Source organism: Dyadobacter sp. SRI_021 (genome assembly GCF_057586235.1).
This window is the reverse complement of record NZ_JBYCZM010000004.1, coordinates 735,046-752,765: the sequence shown is the minus strand read 5'-3', so window position 1 is coordinate 752,765 and position 17,720 is coordinate 735,046. Positions and strand designations below refer to the sequence as shown.

The 17,720-nt window shown below is 51.0% G+C and carries 15 protein-coding genes and 1 pseudogene; 4 read left to right on the top strand and 12 right to left on the bottom strand.

The features are described from left to right. The first annotated feature begins 7 nt into the window (after positions 1–7). From AC2YIT_RS16075 to AC2YIT_RS16065, 3 genes and pseudogenes are all read left to right on the top strand, one after another. Positions 8–1,174, top strand: a complete 1,167-nt coding sequence (locus tag AC2YIT_RS16075; RefSeq protein WP_487279811.1) for an ABC transporter permease — start codon at positions 8–10, stop codon at positions 1,172–1,174. A gap of 184 nt (positions 1,175–1,358) precedes the next feature. Continuing rightward, a pseudogene (locus AC2YIT_RS16070) lies at positions 1,359–2,721 on the top strand (sigma-54-dependent transcriptional regulator). Continuing rightward, positions 2,718–4,004 (top strand): sensor histidine kinase, encoded by a 1,287-nt coding sequence (locus AC2YIT_RS16065; RefSeq protein ID WP_487279810.1) that lies wholly within the window; start codon positions 2,718–2,720, stop codon positions 4,002–4,004. The pseudogene AC2YIT_RS16070 and the gene AC2YIT_RS16065 overlap by 4 nt, the downstream one beginning before the upstream one ends. 5 nt (positions 4,005–4,009) lie before the next feature. On the opposite strand, the gene AC2YIT_RS16060 is transcribed toward AC2YIT_RS16065, so the two are convergent. Genes AC2YIT_RS16060 through AC2YIT_RS16040 form a run of 5 tightly spaced genes read right to left on the bottom strand, consistent with a single transcriptional unit; the run spans position 4,010 to position 9,319 of the window. Then, positions 4,010–5,023 (bottom strand): phosphotriesterase family protein, encoded by a 1,014-nt coding sequence (locus AC2YIT_RS16060; RefSeq protein ID WP_487279809.1) that lies wholly within the window; start codon positions 5,021–5,023, stop codon positions 4,010–4,012. A gap of 45 nt (positions 5,024–5,068) precedes the next feature. After that, positions 5,069–6,268 (bottom strand): site-2 protease family protein, encoded by a 1,200-nt coding sequence (locus AC2YIT_RS16055; protein WP_487279808.1) that lies wholly within the window; start codon positions 6,266–6,268, stop codon positions 5,069–5,071. After that, positions 6,258–6,893: an HAD family hydrolase gene (locus AC2YIT_RS16050; RefSeq protein WP_487279807.1), complete on the bottom strand. Its 636-nt coding sequence runs from the start codon at positions 6,891–6,893 to the stop codon at positions 6,258–6,260. Before AC2YIT_RS16050 ends, AC2YIT_RS16055 begins: the two co-directional genes overlap by 11 nt. A gap of 8 nt (positions 6,894–6,901) precedes the next feature. Next, entirely contained in the window at positions 6,902–7,858 is a 957-nt protein-coding gene (locus AC2YIT_RS16045) for an acetyl-CoA carboxylase carboxyltransferase subunit alpha (RefSeq protein WP_430845389.1), read from the bottom strand. Positions 7,859–7,897: 39 nt separating this feature from the next. Continuing rightward, positions 7,898–9,319 (bottom strand): MBL fold metallo-hydrolase RNA specificity domain-containing protein, encoded by a 1,422-nt coding sequence (locus AC2YIT_RS16040; protein WP_430845390.1) that lies wholly within the window; start codon positions 9,317–9,319, stop codon positions 7,898–7,900. Positions 9,320–9,517: 198 nt separating this feature from the next. On the opposite strand from AC2YIT_RS16040, the gene dacB reads away from it, so the two are divergent. Next, positions 9,518–10,996, top strand: coding sequence for a D-alanyl-D-alanine carboxypeptidase/D-alanyl-D-alanine endopeptidase (gene dacB / locus AC2YIT_RS16035; protein ID WP_487279806.1), 1,479 nt, complete (start codon positions 9,518–9,520; stop codon positions 10,994–10,996). A gap of 41 nt (positions 10,997–11,037) precedes the next feature. Here the strand turns inward: dacB and hslV are convergent, their stop codons facing one another. From hslV to AC2YIT_RS16000, 7 genes are all read right to left on the bottom strand, one after another. Further along, positions 11,038–11,580 (bottom strand): ATP-dependent protease subunit HslV, encoded by a 543-nt coding sequence (gene hslV / locus AC2YIT_RS16030; protein ID WP_015815054.1) that lies wholly within the window; start codon positions 11,578–11,580, stop codon positions 11,038–11,040. Positions 11,581–11,686: 106 nt separating this feature from the next. Then, on the bottom strand, positions 11,687–13,378 hold the full coding sequence (locus AC2YIT_RS16025; protein ID WP_430845392.1) for a pyruvate dehydrogenase complex dihydrolipoamide acetyltransferase: 1,692 nt from the start codon (positions 13,376–13,378) through the stop codon (positions 11,687–11,689). Between the two features lie 232 nt (positions 13,379–13,610). Beyond that, entirely contained in the window at positions 13,611–14,357 is a 747-nt protein-coding gene (locus tag AC2YIT_RS16020; protein WP_487279805.1) for a glycosyltransferase family 2 protein, read from the bottom strand. After that, positions 14,357–15,301, bottom strand: coding sequence for a D-2-hydroxyacid dehydrogenase (locus AC2YIT_RS16015; protein ID WP_487279804.1), 945 nt, complete (start codon positions 15,299–15,301; stop codon positions 14,357–14,359). Before AC2YIT_RS16015 ends, AC2YIT_RS16020 begins: the two co-directional genes overlap by 1 nt. Further along, a complete protein-coding gene (locus AC2YIT_RS16010) occupies positions 15,298–16,116 on the bottom strand; it encodes an aldolase/citrate lyase family protein (RefSeq protein ID WP_487279803.1) in 819 nt (272 codons plus the stop codon). The genes AC2YIT_RS16015 and AC2YIT_RS16010 overlap by 4 nt, the downstream gene beginning before the upstream one ends. Further along, complete coding sequence (locus tag AC2YIT_RS16005) at positions 16,113–16,907, bottom strand: class I SAM-dependent methyltransferase (protein WP_487279802.1); 795 nt, start codon at positions 16,905–16,907, stop codon at positions 16,113–16,115. The genes AC2YIT_RS16010 and AC2YIT_RS16005 overlap by 4 nt, the downstream gene beginning before the upstream one ends. Next, positions 16,904–17,635, bottom strand: a complete 732-nt coding sequence (locus AC2YIT_RS16000; RefSeq protein ID WP_430845397.1) for a class I SAM-dependent methyltransferase — start codon at positions 17,633–17,635, stop codon at positions 16,904–16,906. Before AC2YIT_RS16000 ends, AC2YIT_RS16005 begins: the two co-directional genes overlap by 4 nt. Positions 17,636–17,720 lie beyond the last annotated feature (85 nt).

Genomic DNA, 17,720 nt, shown 5'->3' with positions numbered 1-17,720 from the left:
GACTACCATGCTACGACATCTTTTCAAACTGATATGGAATAAAAAAGGCACGCATTCCCTGCTCATTATCGAGGTGTGGGCCGCTTTTATGGTGCTTTTCGGCGTACTCACGCTTATTGTTTTTAACCTGCGCAACTACCTGCAACCGATCGGTTTTCAGTACGAACAAGTATGGAACCTTGAATTGTCGTCCAACCAGGATACCACCGAGCTGGCCCCGAAGTTGCAACGCGCCATACAGCGCGTGCGCTCCTATTCCGAAGTGGTTGCTGCAAGTCGCATGAGCAGTAACACGCCCTTTTCGGCCAATCAAATCGGCAATTCGGTAACTTATAATAAGGTGAGTGTAGGTGGGGACTTTTATTACACCGACACCGAGTTGGCCAAAGTACTTGATTTACCTCTTAAGAAAGGCAGATGGTATGCCGAAAGCGACCTGGTCGGCAAGTTCATTCCGATTGTGATTAACCAGGCTATGGAAGATAAATTGTTCCAAAACGAGTCGGGCCTGAACAAGGTCGTCAAACGTGACGACAAGACTTCCTACAAAGTGGTCGGCGTTGTCGACAAGTTCAAGGCGAAAGGGGAGTTTATGTCGGACAGTCCCGGCCTGTTTCAGATGCTGGAAAAAAACGATCGCTGGAATGCGAACATATTAATCAAAACCAAACCCGGCACAGATGCCCACTTTGAGGCGCGTTTGGTGAAGGACATTGCGATGATGCTGCCCGGCTGGGGCGTGGAAGTGGGTTACCTCAAAGATTCGCGCAAAACCCGCCAGAATCTGACCCTCGTTCCCGTGCTGGTATTCCTGATTGTGAGCGGATTCTTGCTTACGAATGTCGCATTGGGCCTTTTCGGTGTTTTAAACCTCAATATTGCCAAACGTAAAGGCGAAATCGGTCTGCGTCGGGCCATGGGCGCCACAGAGTCCGGAGTTACCGGCCAGTTTCTCGGTGAAATATGGGTGCTGGCGACATTCAGCCTCATTATCGGCCTTATTTTTGCGGTACAGTTCCCGCTCATGAATGTTTTTGACCTCGATAAGGAAATTTACATCATCGCGATTTTGGCTGCCGTCGTGGTAATTTATATCATTGTAACACTATGTGCCTGGTTCCCCAGCAAGCAAGCCGCTACGATACATCCGGCCGTTGCTTTGCATGAGGAATAGGGTAATGACTGAATGACTGAATGACTGAATGACTGAATGACCGAATAGATCGTCAAAAGGTCAGATGTTGTCATGAAATTGTCAAGATTAATTTAAACACCACACCCAACCACACCGGATTTATTCACTCATTCAGTCATTCGCTCATTCAATCATTCAGTCATTCAGTCATTCAAAATTCCCAATGCTCCTAATCGTAGACGACGACCTTGCCATCCGCACCTCTCTCTTGCTTCTTTTGAAAAAGGAGGGTTTCGACGTGCGCGGGGCTGGGTCGCCGGAGGAAACGTTTGAAATACTGAAAGCGGTGACTCCGGAGCTGATCTTGCTCGACCTTAATTTTTCGATCGAAACGTCGGGCCAAGAGGGAATGCATTTGCTGCAACGGATCAAAAAGCATAATGCAGCTATACCGGTAATCCTGATTACCGGCTGGGGGACGATCGATCTCGCGGTGCGGGGAATGAAGGAAGGTGCCGCTGATTTTGTGACGAAGCCGTGGCAGAACGATTACCTCATCCAGTCTATCCGAACGATTCTGAACCTGGCTAAACCGGCGCAGCAGGCGGAAACTGGACCAGCAATACCATTTCGAAAACATTGTGGGTGAAGATCCGAAGCTGCTTGATATCCTTGAAACCATCGGCCGGGTTGCACCTACGGATGCGCCCGTGCTCATTACGGGCGAAAGTGGCACGGGTAAGGAACTGGTCGCCGAGGCTATTCATTTGAACAGCCGACGCAAAATGCGGCCATTCGTGAAGGTAAACCTGGGCGGCATTTCGTCGACCTTATTTGAAAGCGAGCTGTTCGGACATGTGCGCGGCGCATTCACCGACGCCAAAGCCGATCGTATGGGACGCTTCGAAATGGCGCATCGGGGCACAATCTTTCTGGACGAGATCGGGGAGTTGGAGCTGTCGAGCCAGGTAAAGTTGCTCCGTGTGTTGCAGGAGCGGACGTTCGAGCCGCTGGGCAGCAGCAAGAGCCGGACAGTGGATGTGCGGGTTATTTGTGCTACCAACCGGAACCTGGAAGAAATGGTGGCGCAGGGCACATTCCGCGAAGACCTTTATTACCGCATTAACCTGATCACTGTAAAACTTCCCGCGTTGCGTGAGCGACCCGGCGATATTCCGCTTCTCTCCGCATTTTTTGCCGATAACCTGAAAGCCATTTACAACCGGCCGGAACTGAAAATCAGCAATGCGGCTTTGAAATGGCTCAAAACATTACCGCTGCAAGGCAATATCCGGCAGCTCAAAAACCTGGTGGAACGGACTGTACTCCTGGCTGGCAATAATGTGCTGGAAATCGACGATTTTCAGCGCAACTTAAATGCGGGCAACGCCGCATCGGTGCAAAAGCACGTGCCGGAAGTAGGCAGCATCACATTGGAAGAAATGGAGTACCAGATGATCGTCCGGGCGATGCAGCATCATCAGAACAAGGTCAGCAAGGTAGCCCGCTCGCTGGGGATTACCCGCTTTGCATTGTACAGGCGGTTGGAGAAGTTCGGCATATCCTTTGATTCGGAGGAAGTATGAGGTTGTCCACGAAGACGAAATACATTGCCTACATCGCGACAGTACACCTGGTACTGGTCCTGCTGGTTTATAAACTGCTTTTTGAGAATAAGGCCCTTTTTATCGCCTCGGAAGTGTTTTTACTGCTGTCGGCTGGAATGTCTATCATTCTCTACAACAACTTTATGCAACCTATCCAATTTGTGAAGTCCGGAATTGAAGCCATCAAGGACAAGGATTTTTCGATCAAGTTTGTCCCGACCGGCAAAGGGGAGGTCGATGTGCTGATAGAAGTTTATAATTTGATGATCGACCAACTGCGTGAGGAGCGGATCAAGCTGAACGAGCAGCATTTTTTTCTGGAAAAACTCATTGAAGCTTCACCCATTTCCATCATTATCCTCGATTACGATGATCGCATAGAATCACTCAATAGCAAGGCGAAAAGCCAATTTGGGCAGGAGAATGGTGCATTAATCGGGAAAAAGCCGGAGGAAGCCGGCCTGCCATTGCTCGCCGAACTTGCCGGCCTGCCGGATGGTGAATCCAAAATGGTCAAGACCAATGGCATTGCTACGTTCAAGGCACAGCGGTCGCACTTCATGGACCGCGGTTTTCGTCGGTCCTTTCTGATGATTGAGGAATTAACCAATGAAATCCTCGAATCGGAAAAGAATGCATATGGCAAGGTGATCAGGATGATGGCTCATGAGGTGAATAACACCCTGGGCGCCACGGATTCGATATTGCAGACGACGACACATTTGTTGCCGGATACCGACTACGGCGATATCAAGGACGCATTGCATGTTGCGTCGGAGCGCAATCAGCAGCTCACGCGCTTCATGCGCAACTTCGCGGACGTGGTGCGCCTTCCCGCACCCGTGCGGGAGCGTACGGATATGGGCCTGCTCGCACGTGATGTGACCATATTTATGCAGAATGGGGCATCTGTGCGAAATGTGAAGGTGATAAGCGAATCGCACGAGAATGTGTTCTGGAATGTCGACAAGGGACAAATGGAGCAGGTGCTGATCAATGTGATCAAGAATGCGGTAGAGGCTTGTGAAAGTGGACAGGAGGTGCGGATCAGCGCGACTAGCGACCGCCTGGTCATTCGTAATAACGGAAAGCCGATCGACCCGGATGTAAGTAGTCAATTGTTCAATCCGTTTTTCAGCACCAAGCGCGACGGACAGGGAATCGGTCTCACATTAACCCGCGAAATACTGGGAAATCACGGCTTCGATTTTGCATTGGAAACAGGGTCCGATGGCTGGACCGAGTTTCGTATTGAGAAATAGGTGAGCTAACTTTTCCGAATGCGTATTGCAAATGCCTTTGCAGGGTTGGTAACCATTAATGTGCGGATATCCGCTTCGGTAAAGCTATTTGCTTTCAATGCAGGAACCAGCTTGTCGGAAATTGTCGTAAAGCCCCGAAATTCGCCTCCGCCAGGCTCTCCGGGCCGGTACCATCCCGCATCGTGCGAAATCAGCACCTGACTAAGCCGGCCTTTGTTCTTCAAAAAAGTAAGCAATTCCACATGCTTGCCGATATTGTGGGCATTCACTCCGTCCAGGCTGATCCAGCAGCCACTTTGACCTACACTTTCCAGCTCCTGCGCGCTACCGTTCGCGTGTACCCACACAAATGCCGAGGGATGCACACCCGATTGTTTCAGTATTTCAATTTCTTCCCGCGCGGGCAATGCCGGACCGGTGTGAGAGCATATTGTCAACCCTGTTTTCAAATGCGTGAGCGCTGCTGCTTTGATCAGTTTTTGATGGAGTTCTGACAATGCACCGCTATTGACACCGGTTTTGATGAATCCGGGTCGGATGCCGGTGCCTTCGACGCCTTGCTCGAACTCGGTAGTCCAGCGGCTTGCCAGTTGCTCTGCGGTTTCGTGGAACGCCCATTTGGGTAAATACTTATTATCCGAAGCGCCATAATATCCGGTATTAGTCAGGATATTCATGCCCGATTGTTCGGAGAGTTTTTTCAGCAAAATCACGTCCCTGCCAATGAATGCAGGTGTGCATTCCACGAGCGTTCGAATGCCCCGTTGTTTGATTTCAAGCAAATAAGGCAGGACTTTACGGATTACTTCATCATGCATCCAACGATCGGGGGAAATCTTGTCTGCACCAATAAAATCGACCAGGACGTGTTCGTGGATCAATGCAGTACCAAGCCGGGAAATTCCGATTTTACCAAGAACAGTATAGGTGAAATGCGCATCGGCAGGTTTAATGCCTGCTGCGAGCGGAGCAGCGCCCAGTGTTGCCAGAAATCGTCTGCGGGAAATGTCCATAACCATAGTCAGCCTTCTTCATTTAAAAAGGCTGACAGCGATCAATCTCCTTTATTCAATAATAATAAATGGCGTAGGACTGAACGAGATCACGAAAATCACAAACGCAACGATCCCAAGAATAAATCGTGGAGTGTCGAGTGGCGTGTTATCTTCCGTGTCGGGGTGGCGAATGCCGAGAAAACGGCCCAGAATGAATACAAACGGCAGCAAATTCACGGAACCATCCCAGTCCGGGCGGACGTAGGTGACGGCGAACTGGCCCACGACGATCAGTAAGCTGGTCATCAGCGCTGTCGACGGGTTATCGAATGCGCGTTTGAAACAGATGTAAAGGAAATACACGTAAATGGCGAGATAGAAGAGCCGTTCATAAAACACGGCGTCGCTGCCGGTCGCGAAAGACTCGGTGCGGAATACGCCCAGGCCGGCATAGAACGCGAAAATGCCAAACAGAACCGGTGCCACAACATTGAAACGCTTTTTACCGATCATGCCATAGAGAATATGGCCGCCATCGAGCTGGCCGATGGGGATGAGGTTCAGCGAAGTAAAAAACAAGGCCAGGTACCCCGCAAAAAGATACGGGTAATGGATGATCTCATACGCATGTGGCAAGCGCGCGGGATCGGCCACGTAGTTTTTGAAAAACCAAAACAGGATATTGTCTCCGAGCATGAGGTTACCAGCCGGGTTTTCGTAAGCAAACTGAGGATAATTGAGTCCGAAACGTTCGTATTCGGGGTGGATCTTGAAAATGTAATCCGGCGGAGGCAAATGCGTGAACCCATACCAAAGCACTACCAGTGCAGCCGCGAAGCCTGCCAGCGGCCCGGCAATGCCGATATCGAAGAATTTAACCCGCGATCTAACCACTTCCTTAATGCGGATGAACGCGCCGAGTGTACCAATGCTTTGCGATATACCAAACCACAGCGGAATGTAGAACGGCAGCGTCACCTTAACTTTATGCGCCTTCGCAACAAAGTAATGCCCGAACTCATGGATGGTGAGAATCAGTAGGAATGGTATCGAAAAATGGAAGCCTTGCATGAATTCTGCCCAACCCATCGGTTTGGTGGGAACAGGCACTTCCTTTCCGTCCGGCTTGCCGATCAGGAAAAACAGCATGTCGTAAACGAATCCGAATATATTCCCGAACATCCATTCGGCACCGGCCATCGTCGTGGTGATGATGGTGATGATAAAAAGGGCTGCCTGGATGATGTGGGTTCGTGTGTTAGACTGCATAGTCTTTGAGGTATTCCAGAATAGTGACCGGCTTTTGGACATGGATGGTTTCGATGCCGAGCTGCGCTGCGCCGCGGATATTGTCCGCATTGTCGTCGAGGAAAAGCGTTTCTTCCGCTTTCAGGCCGGCTTTGTTGAGCACTTCCTGGTAAATACGGGGATCGGGCTTCATCAGGCCCATTTCGTAGGAAAGAAAAACGGTTTCGAATAGATCTTCCAGCTTTTCGATGCCCGTCGATGCTTCCAGGATTTTGTTGACCTGCGTGATGTGGATCGAACTGGTGTTGCTGAGCAGGAACAGCCGGTATTTCGTAGCCAGCTTTTTGAGCAGTTCCACGCGCTCGGGCGGAAGGTCGAGCAGAAGGCTGTTCCACGCGGTGTCGATGGCCTCGTCCGACAAGTCAGGAAAATTCAGGATTTCGCGCACATAGTTCCGGAACGTGGGTTCGTCCATCAGACCGGTTTCAAACTGGCGGAAAATTTCGCTCTCTTTGAAAATCGTCAGGATCTCGTGTTGTTCCCGCCCGCTCAGTTCCGCAAATGATTTGGAAGCAATGGGGACGTCGATGTTGAGAATGACGTCGCCAAGGTCGAATATGATGTTCCTGATCTTATCGTTTTTCATGGATATGCTTAGGCTTCTACTACCACGCCCATGGAACAGAACTTATCGATACGCTGGTCGATACGGTCCTGCTCGCTGATGGCGCCGAGTTCAGCAATATTTTCAAGAATTGTTCTTTTCAGCTCTTCGGCCATCCATTTGTGGTCGAGGTGCGCACCACCCAGCGGCTCGGCGATAATGCCGTCCACCAGCTTGTAGTTAGTCATGTCCTTCGCTGTGATCTTCATGGCTTCGGCCGCCTGCTCTTTGAAATCCCAGCTTCTCCAAAGGATCGCCGAGCAGTTTTCAGGCGAAATTACCGAGTACCAGGTGTTTTCAAGCATTAGCACACGGTCGCCGATAGCAATACCCAATGCACCGCCGGAAGCACCTTCGCCGATCACGATACAGATCACGGGCACTTTCAGCATGAACATTTCTTTCAGGTTGCGTGCGATCGCCTCACCTTGTCCGCGCTCTTCGGCTTCCATACCGGGAAATGCACCCGGGGTGTCGATCAGCGTCACGATAGGCTTGTTAAACTTCTCCGCCAGTTTCATCAGGCGCAATGCCTTGCGGTAACCTTCCGGGTTCGGCATACCGAAGTTCCGGTGCTGGCGCTGCTTGGTATTGCGGCCTTTTTGCTGTCCAATGAGCATGAACGACTGTCCGCCGACATTCGCCAATCCACCGATAATAGCCGGATCGTCACGCACCTGGCGGTCTCCGTGCAATTCGATGAACTCGTCGCAGATCAGTTCGATATAGTCAAGCGTGTAGGGACGATCGGGGTGGCGGGAGAGTTGCACACGCTGCCAGCGTGTGAGGTTTTCAAATATTTCTTTTCGAAGGTTGGTGATGTTGCCTTCCAGCAACGCAATGGCGTCCGAAAAATCCACATTGTTTTCTTTTGCCAATGCTTTCATTTCTTCGAGCTTGCGTTCGAGCTCGGCCATAGGTTTTTCAAAATCGAGGTATGTTCTCATAATTCAGGTTCTGTGATTAGTGGGCGGGATCAGGTGCGGTCAGAGTTCGTAAGTAGTGCCCCTCAATGGCGTTTCCACCGAATGATAGCCGATTTCCTGGATTTTACTTTGGAATTCAGCCATGCTTTGCTGCTCTCCGTGGACGAGGAAAACGCGTTTCAGTTTTTCCGGATCCTGCATTTTTACAAAATTAATTAAGTCGTTTTGGTCTCCGTGGCCGCTAAATACGTCAATTTTTTCAATATTAGCCAAGACCGGGTGCTGCTTTCCGCGAATAGAGATCGTGTCCTGCCCATTCAAAAGACGCCATCCGAGGGTCCCCTCCGACGCATAGCCGATCATCAGGATCGTCGCATAAGGATTGCCGATATTGGCTTCCACGTGCGCCTCCACGCGTCCGCCCTGCACCATTCCTGACGACGAAATGATAATGCAAGGTTCGTTATAGTTCGAAACCGCCCGGCTCGCATCGGCGCTTTCAAGGTAGATCAGGTTCTCAAAATCGAAGAGCATGTCATTCTCTTCCTTAAAGTCGCGGGCCTCCTTGTTCAGCATTCGGACATGTTTTTGATAAACCTTCGTGCTGCTATGTGCCAATGGGCTGTCGGAAAATACTTTAATGTAGGGGAAGGAGCGGTCGAGGTAGAGCTTGTTGAGCGTGTATAGCAACGCCTGCGTTCTGCCAACGCTGAATGACGGGATAATGAGCCTGCCTGGAATGTCGATACAGGTCCTTTTGATTACATCCGCGAGCGTTTCCACCGTGCCGCGCTTGTCCTCGTGCAAGCGGTTTCCGTAAGTCGATTCGCAGATCAGGTAATCCACCTGCGGGACCTCCTGCGGATCGATCAGCAGCGGATAGTTCTTCCGGCCGATGTCGCCCGAAAAGCAAAGCCGCTTTTTCTCGCCATTTTCATAGACTTCCAGAACAATGTGTGCTGCACCGAGCAAATGCCCCGCGGCGTAGTAGGTCACCGTCACATTGTCGGCAATGCGGTAGCGCTGCCCGAATGCAACGGGCACAAAGTTGTCCATCGCCTCGATCACATGTTTTTCAACATAGTAATCCATAGGCACTTCCCGCTTTTTCTTGCCGCTTCGTTTTTTGGAGTTAACCCGCGAATTGAGCCGTTTCTGGTGCAGGTTGGCCGCGTCTTTTAGCAATAGCGACGTCAGGGCCATGGTAGGCTCGGTGCAAACCACCCGTCCTTCGAAACCCTCTTTGTACAGGTTCGGAATGTTCCCTGAGTGGTCGATGTGCGCGTGTGTGAGCAGTACGGTGTTGATCAGACTGGGTTCAAACGGGAAAACGCTTTTCTGCTGTTCGTATCTTGTTTTCTTACCGATCTCATCCAGATCAAAATCGGAGCCGCAGTCGATCAGGATGCGGTAGTCGTCCGATTCCAAGAGGAACATGCTACCTGTGACCTGCTGCGAAGCCCCCCAAAATGTCAATTTCATATAAATAGTATGGGGTGAAAGCTATATTGCATTTTTCATCTGGCGGAAAAATCAATATCACTATTGTATCTTTTCTTTGTAAACTATTAATCGTTTGTCTAATATCTTACAAAAGTACCAAAAAACAGCCTGAGATACGGACATTAGTTACTAGATTAGACAAAGCGGCACCATTTTTGTGTCCGGCGAATATTTAATATGATGAGAACCACCCTTTTTTTGCTTTGCATACTCCTGACTGGCCGCGCGGTATCGGCGCAGGTCATCGACAGTACCGGACTCGTCCGTTTCAGCGATGCCGTGCTCGAACTGCAAAACAGCGAGTTTATGCGGAGCGGCTCGCTGGCAGCGAGTATAAAGGCCGTAAAAGAGGGTACAAACGTATTTGCATTGAATACGGAGCGCTCGTTGCCGTCGGCTTCGACTTTAAAACTCGTTTCCACGGCTACGGTTCTGGCGCTTTTTGGAGGTGATTTTAAATTCCAGACTTTCCTCGAATACGACGGTGCTCTTCGCGGTGATACGCTCGCGGGTAATCTCTTCATTCATGGAACCGGAGATCCTTCCCTGGGAAGTGACCGGTTTAAAGGTTATCCTGCGGCGGCGGAAATGATCAGCCGGTGGGTCGCGGCAGTAAAAAAAGCAGGTATCAAATACATTAAAGGGAAAGTCATCGGCGATGCCTCGTTTTTCGATAAAGAAGCTGTCGCCAGCACCTGGATCTGGGGCGATATGGGCAATTATTACGGAGCAGGTGTGCAAGGGCTTAATTTTAATGAAAACCTTTACCGCGTGAAGTTCAAGCCGGGCGTCGAGCCCGGCGACCCTACGACGGTACTCGGTACGGAGCCTGTGATTCCATATCTGTCATTTACGAACCAGGTTACCACCGGTGAACGCGGTTCAGGCGATAACACGATCATTTACAGCAGCCCGCTCGGGAACAATGTGCTGCTCACGGGCACAGTACCAGCCGGGAATGCGGTTTTTACGGTAAAAGGCTCCATTCCCGATCCGGCATGGTACACGGCATATGCATTGAAGAATGCACTGTCGGACAATGGGGTGGTGGTAGCAGAAGCAGAGCCGGTACCGGGCAACGAAGTGCTGCTTACGCCTAACCCAAAGAAGGTTATAGACGAATACAAGTCGCCGCCTTTGCGCGAGCTGTGCCAGCAGGCCAATTTTTGGAGCATTAACCTCTTTGCGGACGTATTTTTCAAGCAGTCCGGCAAACGGCTTTCCGGGAGCTCGGGGTTTGATGATGCGGCGACAGCTATTACAGGTTATTGGTCGGGCAGGGGAGCCGACTTGCGAGGTTTTTATATCAAAGACGGGAGCGGGTTATCGCCGTCGGGCTCCATTACAGCAGGTAGTCTAACCGATATCCTGAATCTGTCGAATAAGGATGTCAGTTTTAAGGATTTTTATCAGAGTATTGCCATTCTGGGACAAAACGGCACGGTGCGCAATCTTGGAAAGGGCTCGCGCGCGGCGGGTAATATGCATGTGAAGAGCGGGTCTATCGAAGGGACGCGGGCGTTCGCGGGGTATGTGAATGCAAAATCCGGTGCATTGCTTAGTTTTACGATTATCGCGCACAAGTACGTGCCGGGGAGTAATCGCGTGATTTCTGATTCGCTGGTAAAGCTGATGACGCTGATGGCGGAGTTGTGAGGACGATAACGCGAAGCTCCTGCTTCGCGCCATCCGTTTCACTACTGAACGACTTTCTCAATCACCAGATTATGATTGGTATAAATGCAAAGATCAGCAGCAATGGTAAGTCCTTCCCGCACCATTTCCTCTGCTGAAAGATGGGTAGCATGTTTTTTCAATGCCTGCGCTGCCGATAATGCAAAGTTCCCGCCCGAGCCGATAGAAGCAATACCATTCTCCGGCTCCAAAACGTCCCCTGTTCCCGAAATGACCAGAATTTCGTCCTTATTGGCAGTAATCATCATCGCTTCGAGCTTACGCAAATAGCGGTCGGTGCGCCAGTCTTTGGCCAGTTCGATGGCAGCGCGTTTCATATTGCCGCCATAGCCATTCAATTTTTCTTCAAAACGATCCAGTAACGTGAATGCGTCGGCCGTGGACCCTGCGAAGCCGACAAGAATTTTGCCGCCTTGCAGCGTGCGGATCTTTTTTACATTACTCTTGGCAACTGTATTGCCCATTGTAGCCTGACCGTCCGCGCCAAGTGCGACAGTGCCGTTGTGCAGTACCCCGAGGACGGTAGTAGCGTGTATTTTCTCCATATTGATATTTAATGCAAATGTTTGTCGCGTTTGAAACAAAAGCCCTTTTAAAACAAAAGTGCCAGACCTTGCGGGCCTGACACTTTTTCATGCATTTGTATTGGGGTTAAACCAGCATGCTCATCGGCTCTTCCAACAGTTTCTTCACTGTTTGCAGGAATTGAGCTGCCGTTGCGCCGTCAACTACGCGGTGGTCGGCCGAAAGCGTTACCTTCATGATGTTGGTTGGGTAAACCGTTCCATCTTCCTTGAAAGCAGCCACTTTCTTGATCGCACCGATCGCCAGGATGCAAGAATCCGGCGGGTTGATGATCGCTGTGAATTCGTCTACACCGAACATACCGAGGTTGGATACCGAGAATGTGTTGCCTTCCCAGTCTTTCGGTTGCAGCTTTTTATCTTTCGCTTTGCCGGCCAGGTCTTTCACTTCGCCTGAAATGGCGGAAAGCGTTTTCTTGTCAGCTTCGCGGATAACAGGTACCAGCAGACCTTCGTCCACCGCTACTGCCACACCGATGTTGACATAGTTGTATTTACGGATCTTGTCACCCAGCCAAGCTGAGTTTACGGCAGGATGTTGCTTCAATGCCACGGCGCAGGCTTTGATCACCATGTCGTTGAAAGAGATCTTCGCGGTAGCCACTTCGTTCAACTGCGGGCGCAATGCCATCGCCTTGTCCATGTTGATTTCCATGGTCACGTAGAAATGAGGCGCAGTGAACAAGCTTTCGCTCAGGCGGCGCGCAATGGTTTTGCGCATTTGCGATACCGGAGTATCCACAAAATCTCCGGACGTCGCCACGCCTGTCGCAGGTGCAACGGGTGCCGCTTCCGCTTTGGCAGCCGCAGGCTGAGCAGCCGGTGCAGCCGCAGGAGCTGATGGCTGTGCAGCAGGTTTGAACTCGTCCACATCGCGTTTTACGATGCGGCCGTTGTCGCCGCTTCCTGAAACTTCGCTCAGGTTAATGCCTTTTTCGTCAGCCAGGCGTTTGGCTAATGGAGATGCTTTTACGCGCTCGTTGGAATCAGCCACTGAAACGGCTTTCTCTGAGCCATTTACAGCGGGTGTCGATGCAGCTTGCGCAGGCGCGGCGGCAGTCTCTGCGGGAGCTTCGCCATTTTCGCGGGCCAGCAACGCTTCCACGTTCGCTCCTTCTTCACCGATTACCGCGATGATCGCGTCAACCGGTACCGCATCGCCTTCTTTAATGCCTACGTAAAGCAGAGTACCGTCTTCGTATGCTTCCAGTTCCATCGTGGCCTTGTCGGTTTCGACTTCGGCCAGGATATCGCCTGATTTTACTTTATCACCCACTTTTTTCTGCCATGAAACCAGCGTGCCTTCTTCCATGGTATCGCTCATTTTAGGCATACGAACTACCGCAGCATTGATTTTTTCGGTAGATGCGGCAGGTTTCGCAGCAGCGGCTGCCGCAGCAGGGGCTGCCTCGGCAGCGGCGGGTTGTGGTGTTACGGTTTCAACAGCAGGAGCGGCTGGCGCGGCAGGAGCTGATCCGTTTCCGTTGCTGGCACCGTCAAGCAGCGATTGGTAATCTTCACCTTCAGCGCCTACGATCGCCATGATACCGTCGATAGGTACTGCGTCGCCTTTTTTTACGCCGATATATAGAAGGGTACCGTCCCAGTAAGATTCGAGATCCATGGTTGCCTTGTCGGTTTCCACCTCAGCAATCACTTCACCTGATTTAATTTTATCACCTACTTTTTTGTGCCATTCCGCGATAACACCTTCTTCCATGGTGTCGCTCATCTTGGGCATACGAATTACTTCTGCCATATCGCTTGTTAAGGTATTTTTGTTCTTGGTCGAAATTCAGACTTTGGTCAAAATTACAATAAAAGGTGAATAGGAGAGATGTTTGACATTATAAAATTGCCCCTATCGGTCGTTGGAGTCCTCTCTCAGAAAATTCATCTTTCTTGTAATGCTTGATAATCAGTAAGGTATGGCCGCGATGCGCGGTTTTGCCAATTTGCCGGGCCCTAAACGGCGCCCTGGTAACATACTTTCACTGCTTTGGGTCGATATATAAATGATCTGCCAAAAGATGTGAATTTAGCCATTCAGCAGGCTCCGGCCCTGGTTTCGGAGTTGGAAGCCGAAGAGTGCGGAAAAAGCTGCGGGCGACCCGCATACGTTTCCGGAAAGTATAGGAGGTTTCACCGAATGCATTCTCCGGGCGCTCCACTGCGATGGTGGCGCATCGCAAACCTGCTTTGGCGATCAGTCCGATGAGGTAAGGGGCGTGAGGCAAATATGAAATGAAATCACCCATCACTTCCTTTCTTGCCACCATGAAAAGCCCTGCATTCATCGGGATCTTCCTGCCAGAGAACCAATGTACCATTCCTTTGAAAAAATAGGAGGTAAGCAGTCTGCCGGGCGACTCATATTTTCCCTGACGTTTACCGAAAACAACATCCACCCCCGGTTTTAAAGCGCCGATCAACGTCGGCAGGTTCTCAGGCTCGTCCTGCAAGTCGGCGTCCATTGTGGCAACAAGGTCTCCCCGCGCAAATGCCATTCCGGCAATCAATGCACTGCTCTGGCCGGCATTCTTTTTCAGGTTAATAATATGAAAGGAAATGGTCGGCGGCAACTGTTGGAGGATAGCCAGCGAATGATCCGGAGAAGCGTCATTGACATACACAATTTCGCAGGAAATAGGCAGCAATGCGGATACCTGGCTGACCCGCTCGTGTAAAGCCACCAGTGTAGAAGCACTTTTATATACGGGAACAACAATGCTGATCATCAATACCCCTTTTCGTAGTTGACAATATTCAGCAGCGCTTCGCCGCGCACGTAGCGTGCGAGGTTTTCTTCAAAAAGCGGCTGCCATTTGAATTCCGGCCCTTCAAGGCTACGGCCTACATGAGGAGTAATCAGTATTCGAGGCTCCGCCCAGATCGGATGTGCGGCAGATAACGGCTCTTCTTCGAATACATCCAGCGCCGCGCCGGCCAGTTGGCCTGTTTGCACCCTTTCGAGTAATGCCTGGTCGTCGAGCGTCCCGCCCCTGCCGATATTGACCACAAATGCCTGTTGGGGAAGTTGATCCAGAATAGCCCCGTTTACGAAATGGTGCGTTCCCGGAGTTTTGGGGAGACAAACGATCAGGGCATCCGTATCGGCTAACTGAGCTTGCCAGTTTTGCTGTCCAAATATTGAAATGCCTTGCTCCTCAGAATCCCCGGTTTGGTTTCTCACCGCAGAAACCCGCCCGCCCATGGCGGTAATCATTCGTGCGATCTCCTGCGCGAGGCTGCCCCAGCCCAGGAGTAGGCAGCGGCTATTGTGTAATGTGCGTAACCTGTGCCGCTGCCATGAATGTGCATGCTGCTCGTCGCGAAGCAAATGGATATTGCGGAAGAGCGCCAGCAGCAGGGTGACGGTATGTTCGGCCAGTTCGGCGTCGTACACACCGCGGGCGCAGGTAAGCGTGATGCCCTTGTCGAGAAGGAGCTGCTTTTGCGTTAATATAATGTCGACCCCCACCGAATTGGATTGCATCCAGCGAAGCTTTTTGGCAAAGGGGAGACTTTGAATAAAATAGCGGTTACCCAGCACGATCTCAGCATTCTCGATGAGTTGCTGTGCCTCTTCCAGTGAGTGTGCAATGGCTATTTCCTGATCCGGCGCGGCTTGTTGCAGGCGCTGTAAATGGGCCTGTACCGGGTCATACATCAGAAGGATCATGCGTGGTGCGGATTGGTGGTCCAGCTTTCGACCTGCTCGCGGAATGCGTGGAAATCGGCAGATACCTCCTCATGAGATCGCCTGCGGGCTTCATCATAGGCTTTGCGGATATGATGGACCATATGTTCCATGCTATGGTTAGCGTAGTCTTTGATGAACGTGCGGCGCAGGAAGCTAAAATCGATCCCCAGGCGGGCATATTCGTTGATCAGGTATTTGCTGGCGATCGGCATGCCATTCGGGGGGTAGGTCACACCTCCTGCGCCGAGTGGTATTTCGAACTGCCGGCGAATGTCGGTTACCGTGCCATTCATGAGCGGAACGAAAATATTCCTGCTGTTTTGCTGAATATGCAGGTCGTTGAGCCCTATGTAGGCCCTGCGGAGCGGTAATTTGCTGAGTTCGGTGACGCAGTCGAGTGCCGAGGTCGTTTCGATCAGGATGTTAAACCCGGCCCGCCCGCCGATCATTTGCAGCGTGTCACGTGCCTCTGCAACCGTCCTGACCATCGGCAGGAAGATCTCATCGGCTCCCGCGCGCAACGCGAGCTCGACTTCCTCGTACGTATACTCGGGAGAGAAGCCGTTGATCCTGCAAATCAGCTTACCCGCCGGCGTTACTTCCCGCACGCGGCACAGATCTTCATAGGTATCATAATTGATCTGCGTATCGAAATTCTCTTGCCTGAGCTTCTTTCCCTGGTTCTCCCAATCAACAATGATGCCGTCCACGCCCGCTGCGATGGCCGTTCGGACGATCGCTGGGTCGGTCGAGAATAGAAAGAGCTGGAAATGGTCGTGTAAATTTTGCTTCACAAGCCTCTTGTTTTCTGTGCAACGATCAGGCAACTGGTACCAAATGGGATTCTTTTCCTGCTTCGGATGGCGTTTATTTCCCAGCCCAGCAAACGTCTCAATAAACGCGCTGCGGCAGGGCGGCCGGCCATATGTTCGTTCCGTTTCTTTTCCGGAGTGTTATCTTTTTTAATCCCGAATTTTTCCGGTAATACCCGCGCAAGCCACATCGGTGCCCACACGAGCGAAAAAAAATAGGTGGCATAAGTCACCTTGAATCCCGCCTCCGCAAGCAGTGCGGAGAGCTGTCCGAGGGTGTACCGCCTGAAATGCCCCAACTGCACGTCGTTTTCCGACCACAGGCTCTGAAATGCGGGTACCGTGAGCATGATCCGCCCGTCGGGAGTAAGCAGCCGGTTGATATTTTCGAGAAAGGATTTATCGTCACTGATATGCTCCATCACATCGAAAAACCCAGCTGCGGGGGCTGTTCCATTAACTTTGGCTACATATTCTTCCAAAGTATTCTGGATCGTCGACCGGATTCCTCTCTTCCGGGCGTTCTCGATCCCGGTCGCATAGGGCTCGACCAGCGTTACGTTGTAGCCTGCGTTCTGCATCGCCAATGCGGTAATGCCGTTGCCGCCTCCGATATCGAGAAAATCTTCGGGAAAACCATTCGCTTTCATAGCCTCCACAAGGCAGCCGTTCCGGTGCTGATACCAGAATGACATGTCTTCCATTTCAAAACACACCGAGTTGCCGTCGTCCGGATAGGAAACAAGCCACTTTTCTCTTTTTTCTTCAATCATCTTTTTTCTGCTGTGATGATCTGGAAAGGCAGAAAAGTGTTCAATCCAGGAATTTTTTCCAGGACAGGTTCGCTTTTCTGGCCTAATGTGGTATTAGAGAGGAAGGGCGGGTAAAAGCCAAATCTTTTCATCTTCAAATTCTTCCAACCGGCGTAATCCATCGCGCTGAACAGCTTCTTTTTGGTCATGTCCGCCACCCCCTTATCTCCTTCCCAGGACATCCCGGGCGTTAATGCGATTTGCAGGTAGTAAAGCGGGTTATACGCGTTCGGTTCGAGAAATACCAGTTTTCCGCCCGGTTTGCATATCCGGTACATGGCCTGGAAACAAGCATGCAGGCTATGAAAATGATGAAGGGCCATGAAGCCCATTACCACATCAAACTGGTCATTGAGCTCTTCGGGAGCGTCCAGAATATCGGCGGCGTGGAGCTTGACGGGAAACTTGTTGTCGTTATAGACCAATAGCTGCTGCAAAAGGAATGGCGACAAATCGAGCCCCTCCACCCGGTAACCCTGAGCGAGGAAGTTCAGTGTATATTTCCCCATTCCACAAGCCACATCGATAATCCGATCGGATTTTTTGATTCCCGCAAAGTCGATTACTTCTTTCACATGCCTGCGCACGTAAGGCGAAGAAACCGGGATCATCGTTTTTTTGATCTTATGCCCGAAGTAATCGAGCTGTTGGTTATTGTGAAATTTGATGTTGGAAACTACGATGCTCATAAAGAAAGGGGATCTTTTAGTGTGTGAATATACGCAAAAATGTCCCCAATGGGCAACCCGTTAATCACGACTTTTTAACCGGTAA

What these genes read in the sequence shown, in the direction of transcription:
- AC2YIT_RS16005 (WP_487279802.1), bottom strand. Translation starts at nt 16,907, where the DNA reads ATGATTGAAGAAAAAAGAGAAAAGTGGCTTGTTTCCTATCCGGACGAC.
- hslV (WP_015815054.1), bottom strand. Translation starts at nt 11,580, where the DNA reads ATGGAGAAAATACACGCTACTACCGTCCTCGGGGTACTGCACAACGGC.
- AC2YIT_RS16055 (WP_487279808.1), bottom strand. Translation starts at nt 6,268, where the DNA reads ATGCAGTCTAACACACGAACCCACATCATCCAGGCAGCCCTTTTTATC.
- AC2YIT_RS16020 (WP_487279805.1), bottom strand. Translation starts at nt 14,357, where the DNA reads ATGATCAGCATTGTTGTTCCCGTATATAAAAGTGCTTCTACACTGGTG.
- AC2YIT_RS16015 (WP_487279804.1), bottom strand. Translation starts at nt 15,301, where the DNA reads ATGATCCTTCTGATGTATGACCCGGTACAGGCCCATTTACAGCGCCTG.
- AC2YIT_RS16060 (WP_487279809.1), bottom strand. Translation starts at nt 5,023, where the DNA reads ATGGTTATGGACATTTCCCGCAGACGATTTCTGGCAACACTGGGCGCT.
- AC2YIT_RS16075 (WP_487279811.1), top strand. Translation starts at nt 8, where the DNA reads ATGCTACGACATCTTTTCAAACTGATATGGAATAAAAAAGGCACGCAT.
- AC2YIT_RS16065 (WP_487279810.1), top strand. Translation starts at nt 2,718, where the DNA reads ATGAGGTTGTCCACGAAGACGAAATACATTGCCTACATCGCGACAGTA.
- dacB (WP_487279806.1), top strand. Translation starts at nt 9,518, where the DNA reads ATGATGAGAACCACCCTTTTTTTGCTTTGCATACTCCTGACTGGCCGC.
- AC2YIT_RS16040 (WP_430845390.1), bottom strand. Translation starts at nt 9,319, where the DNA reads ATGAAATTGACATTTTGGGGGGCTTCGCAGCAGGTCACAGGTAGCATG.
- AC2YIT_RS16050 (WP_487279807.1), bottom strand. Translation starts at nt 6,893, where the DNA reads ATGAAAAACGATAAGATCAGGAACATCATATTCGACCTTGGCGACGTC.
- AC2YIT_RS16045 (WP_430845389.1), bottom strand. Translation starts at nt 7,858, where the DNA reads ATGAGAACATACCTCGATTTTGAAAAACCTATGGCCGAGCTCGAACGC.
- AC2YIT_RS16000 (WP_430845397.1), bottom strand. Translation starts at nt 17,635, where the DNA reads ATGAGCATCGTAGTTTCCAACATCAAATTTCACAATAACCAACAGCTC.
- AC2YIT_RS16025 (WP_430845392.1), bottom strand. Translation starts at nt 13,378, where the DNA reads ATGGCAGAAGTAATTCGTATGCCCAAGATGAGCGACACCATGGAAGAA.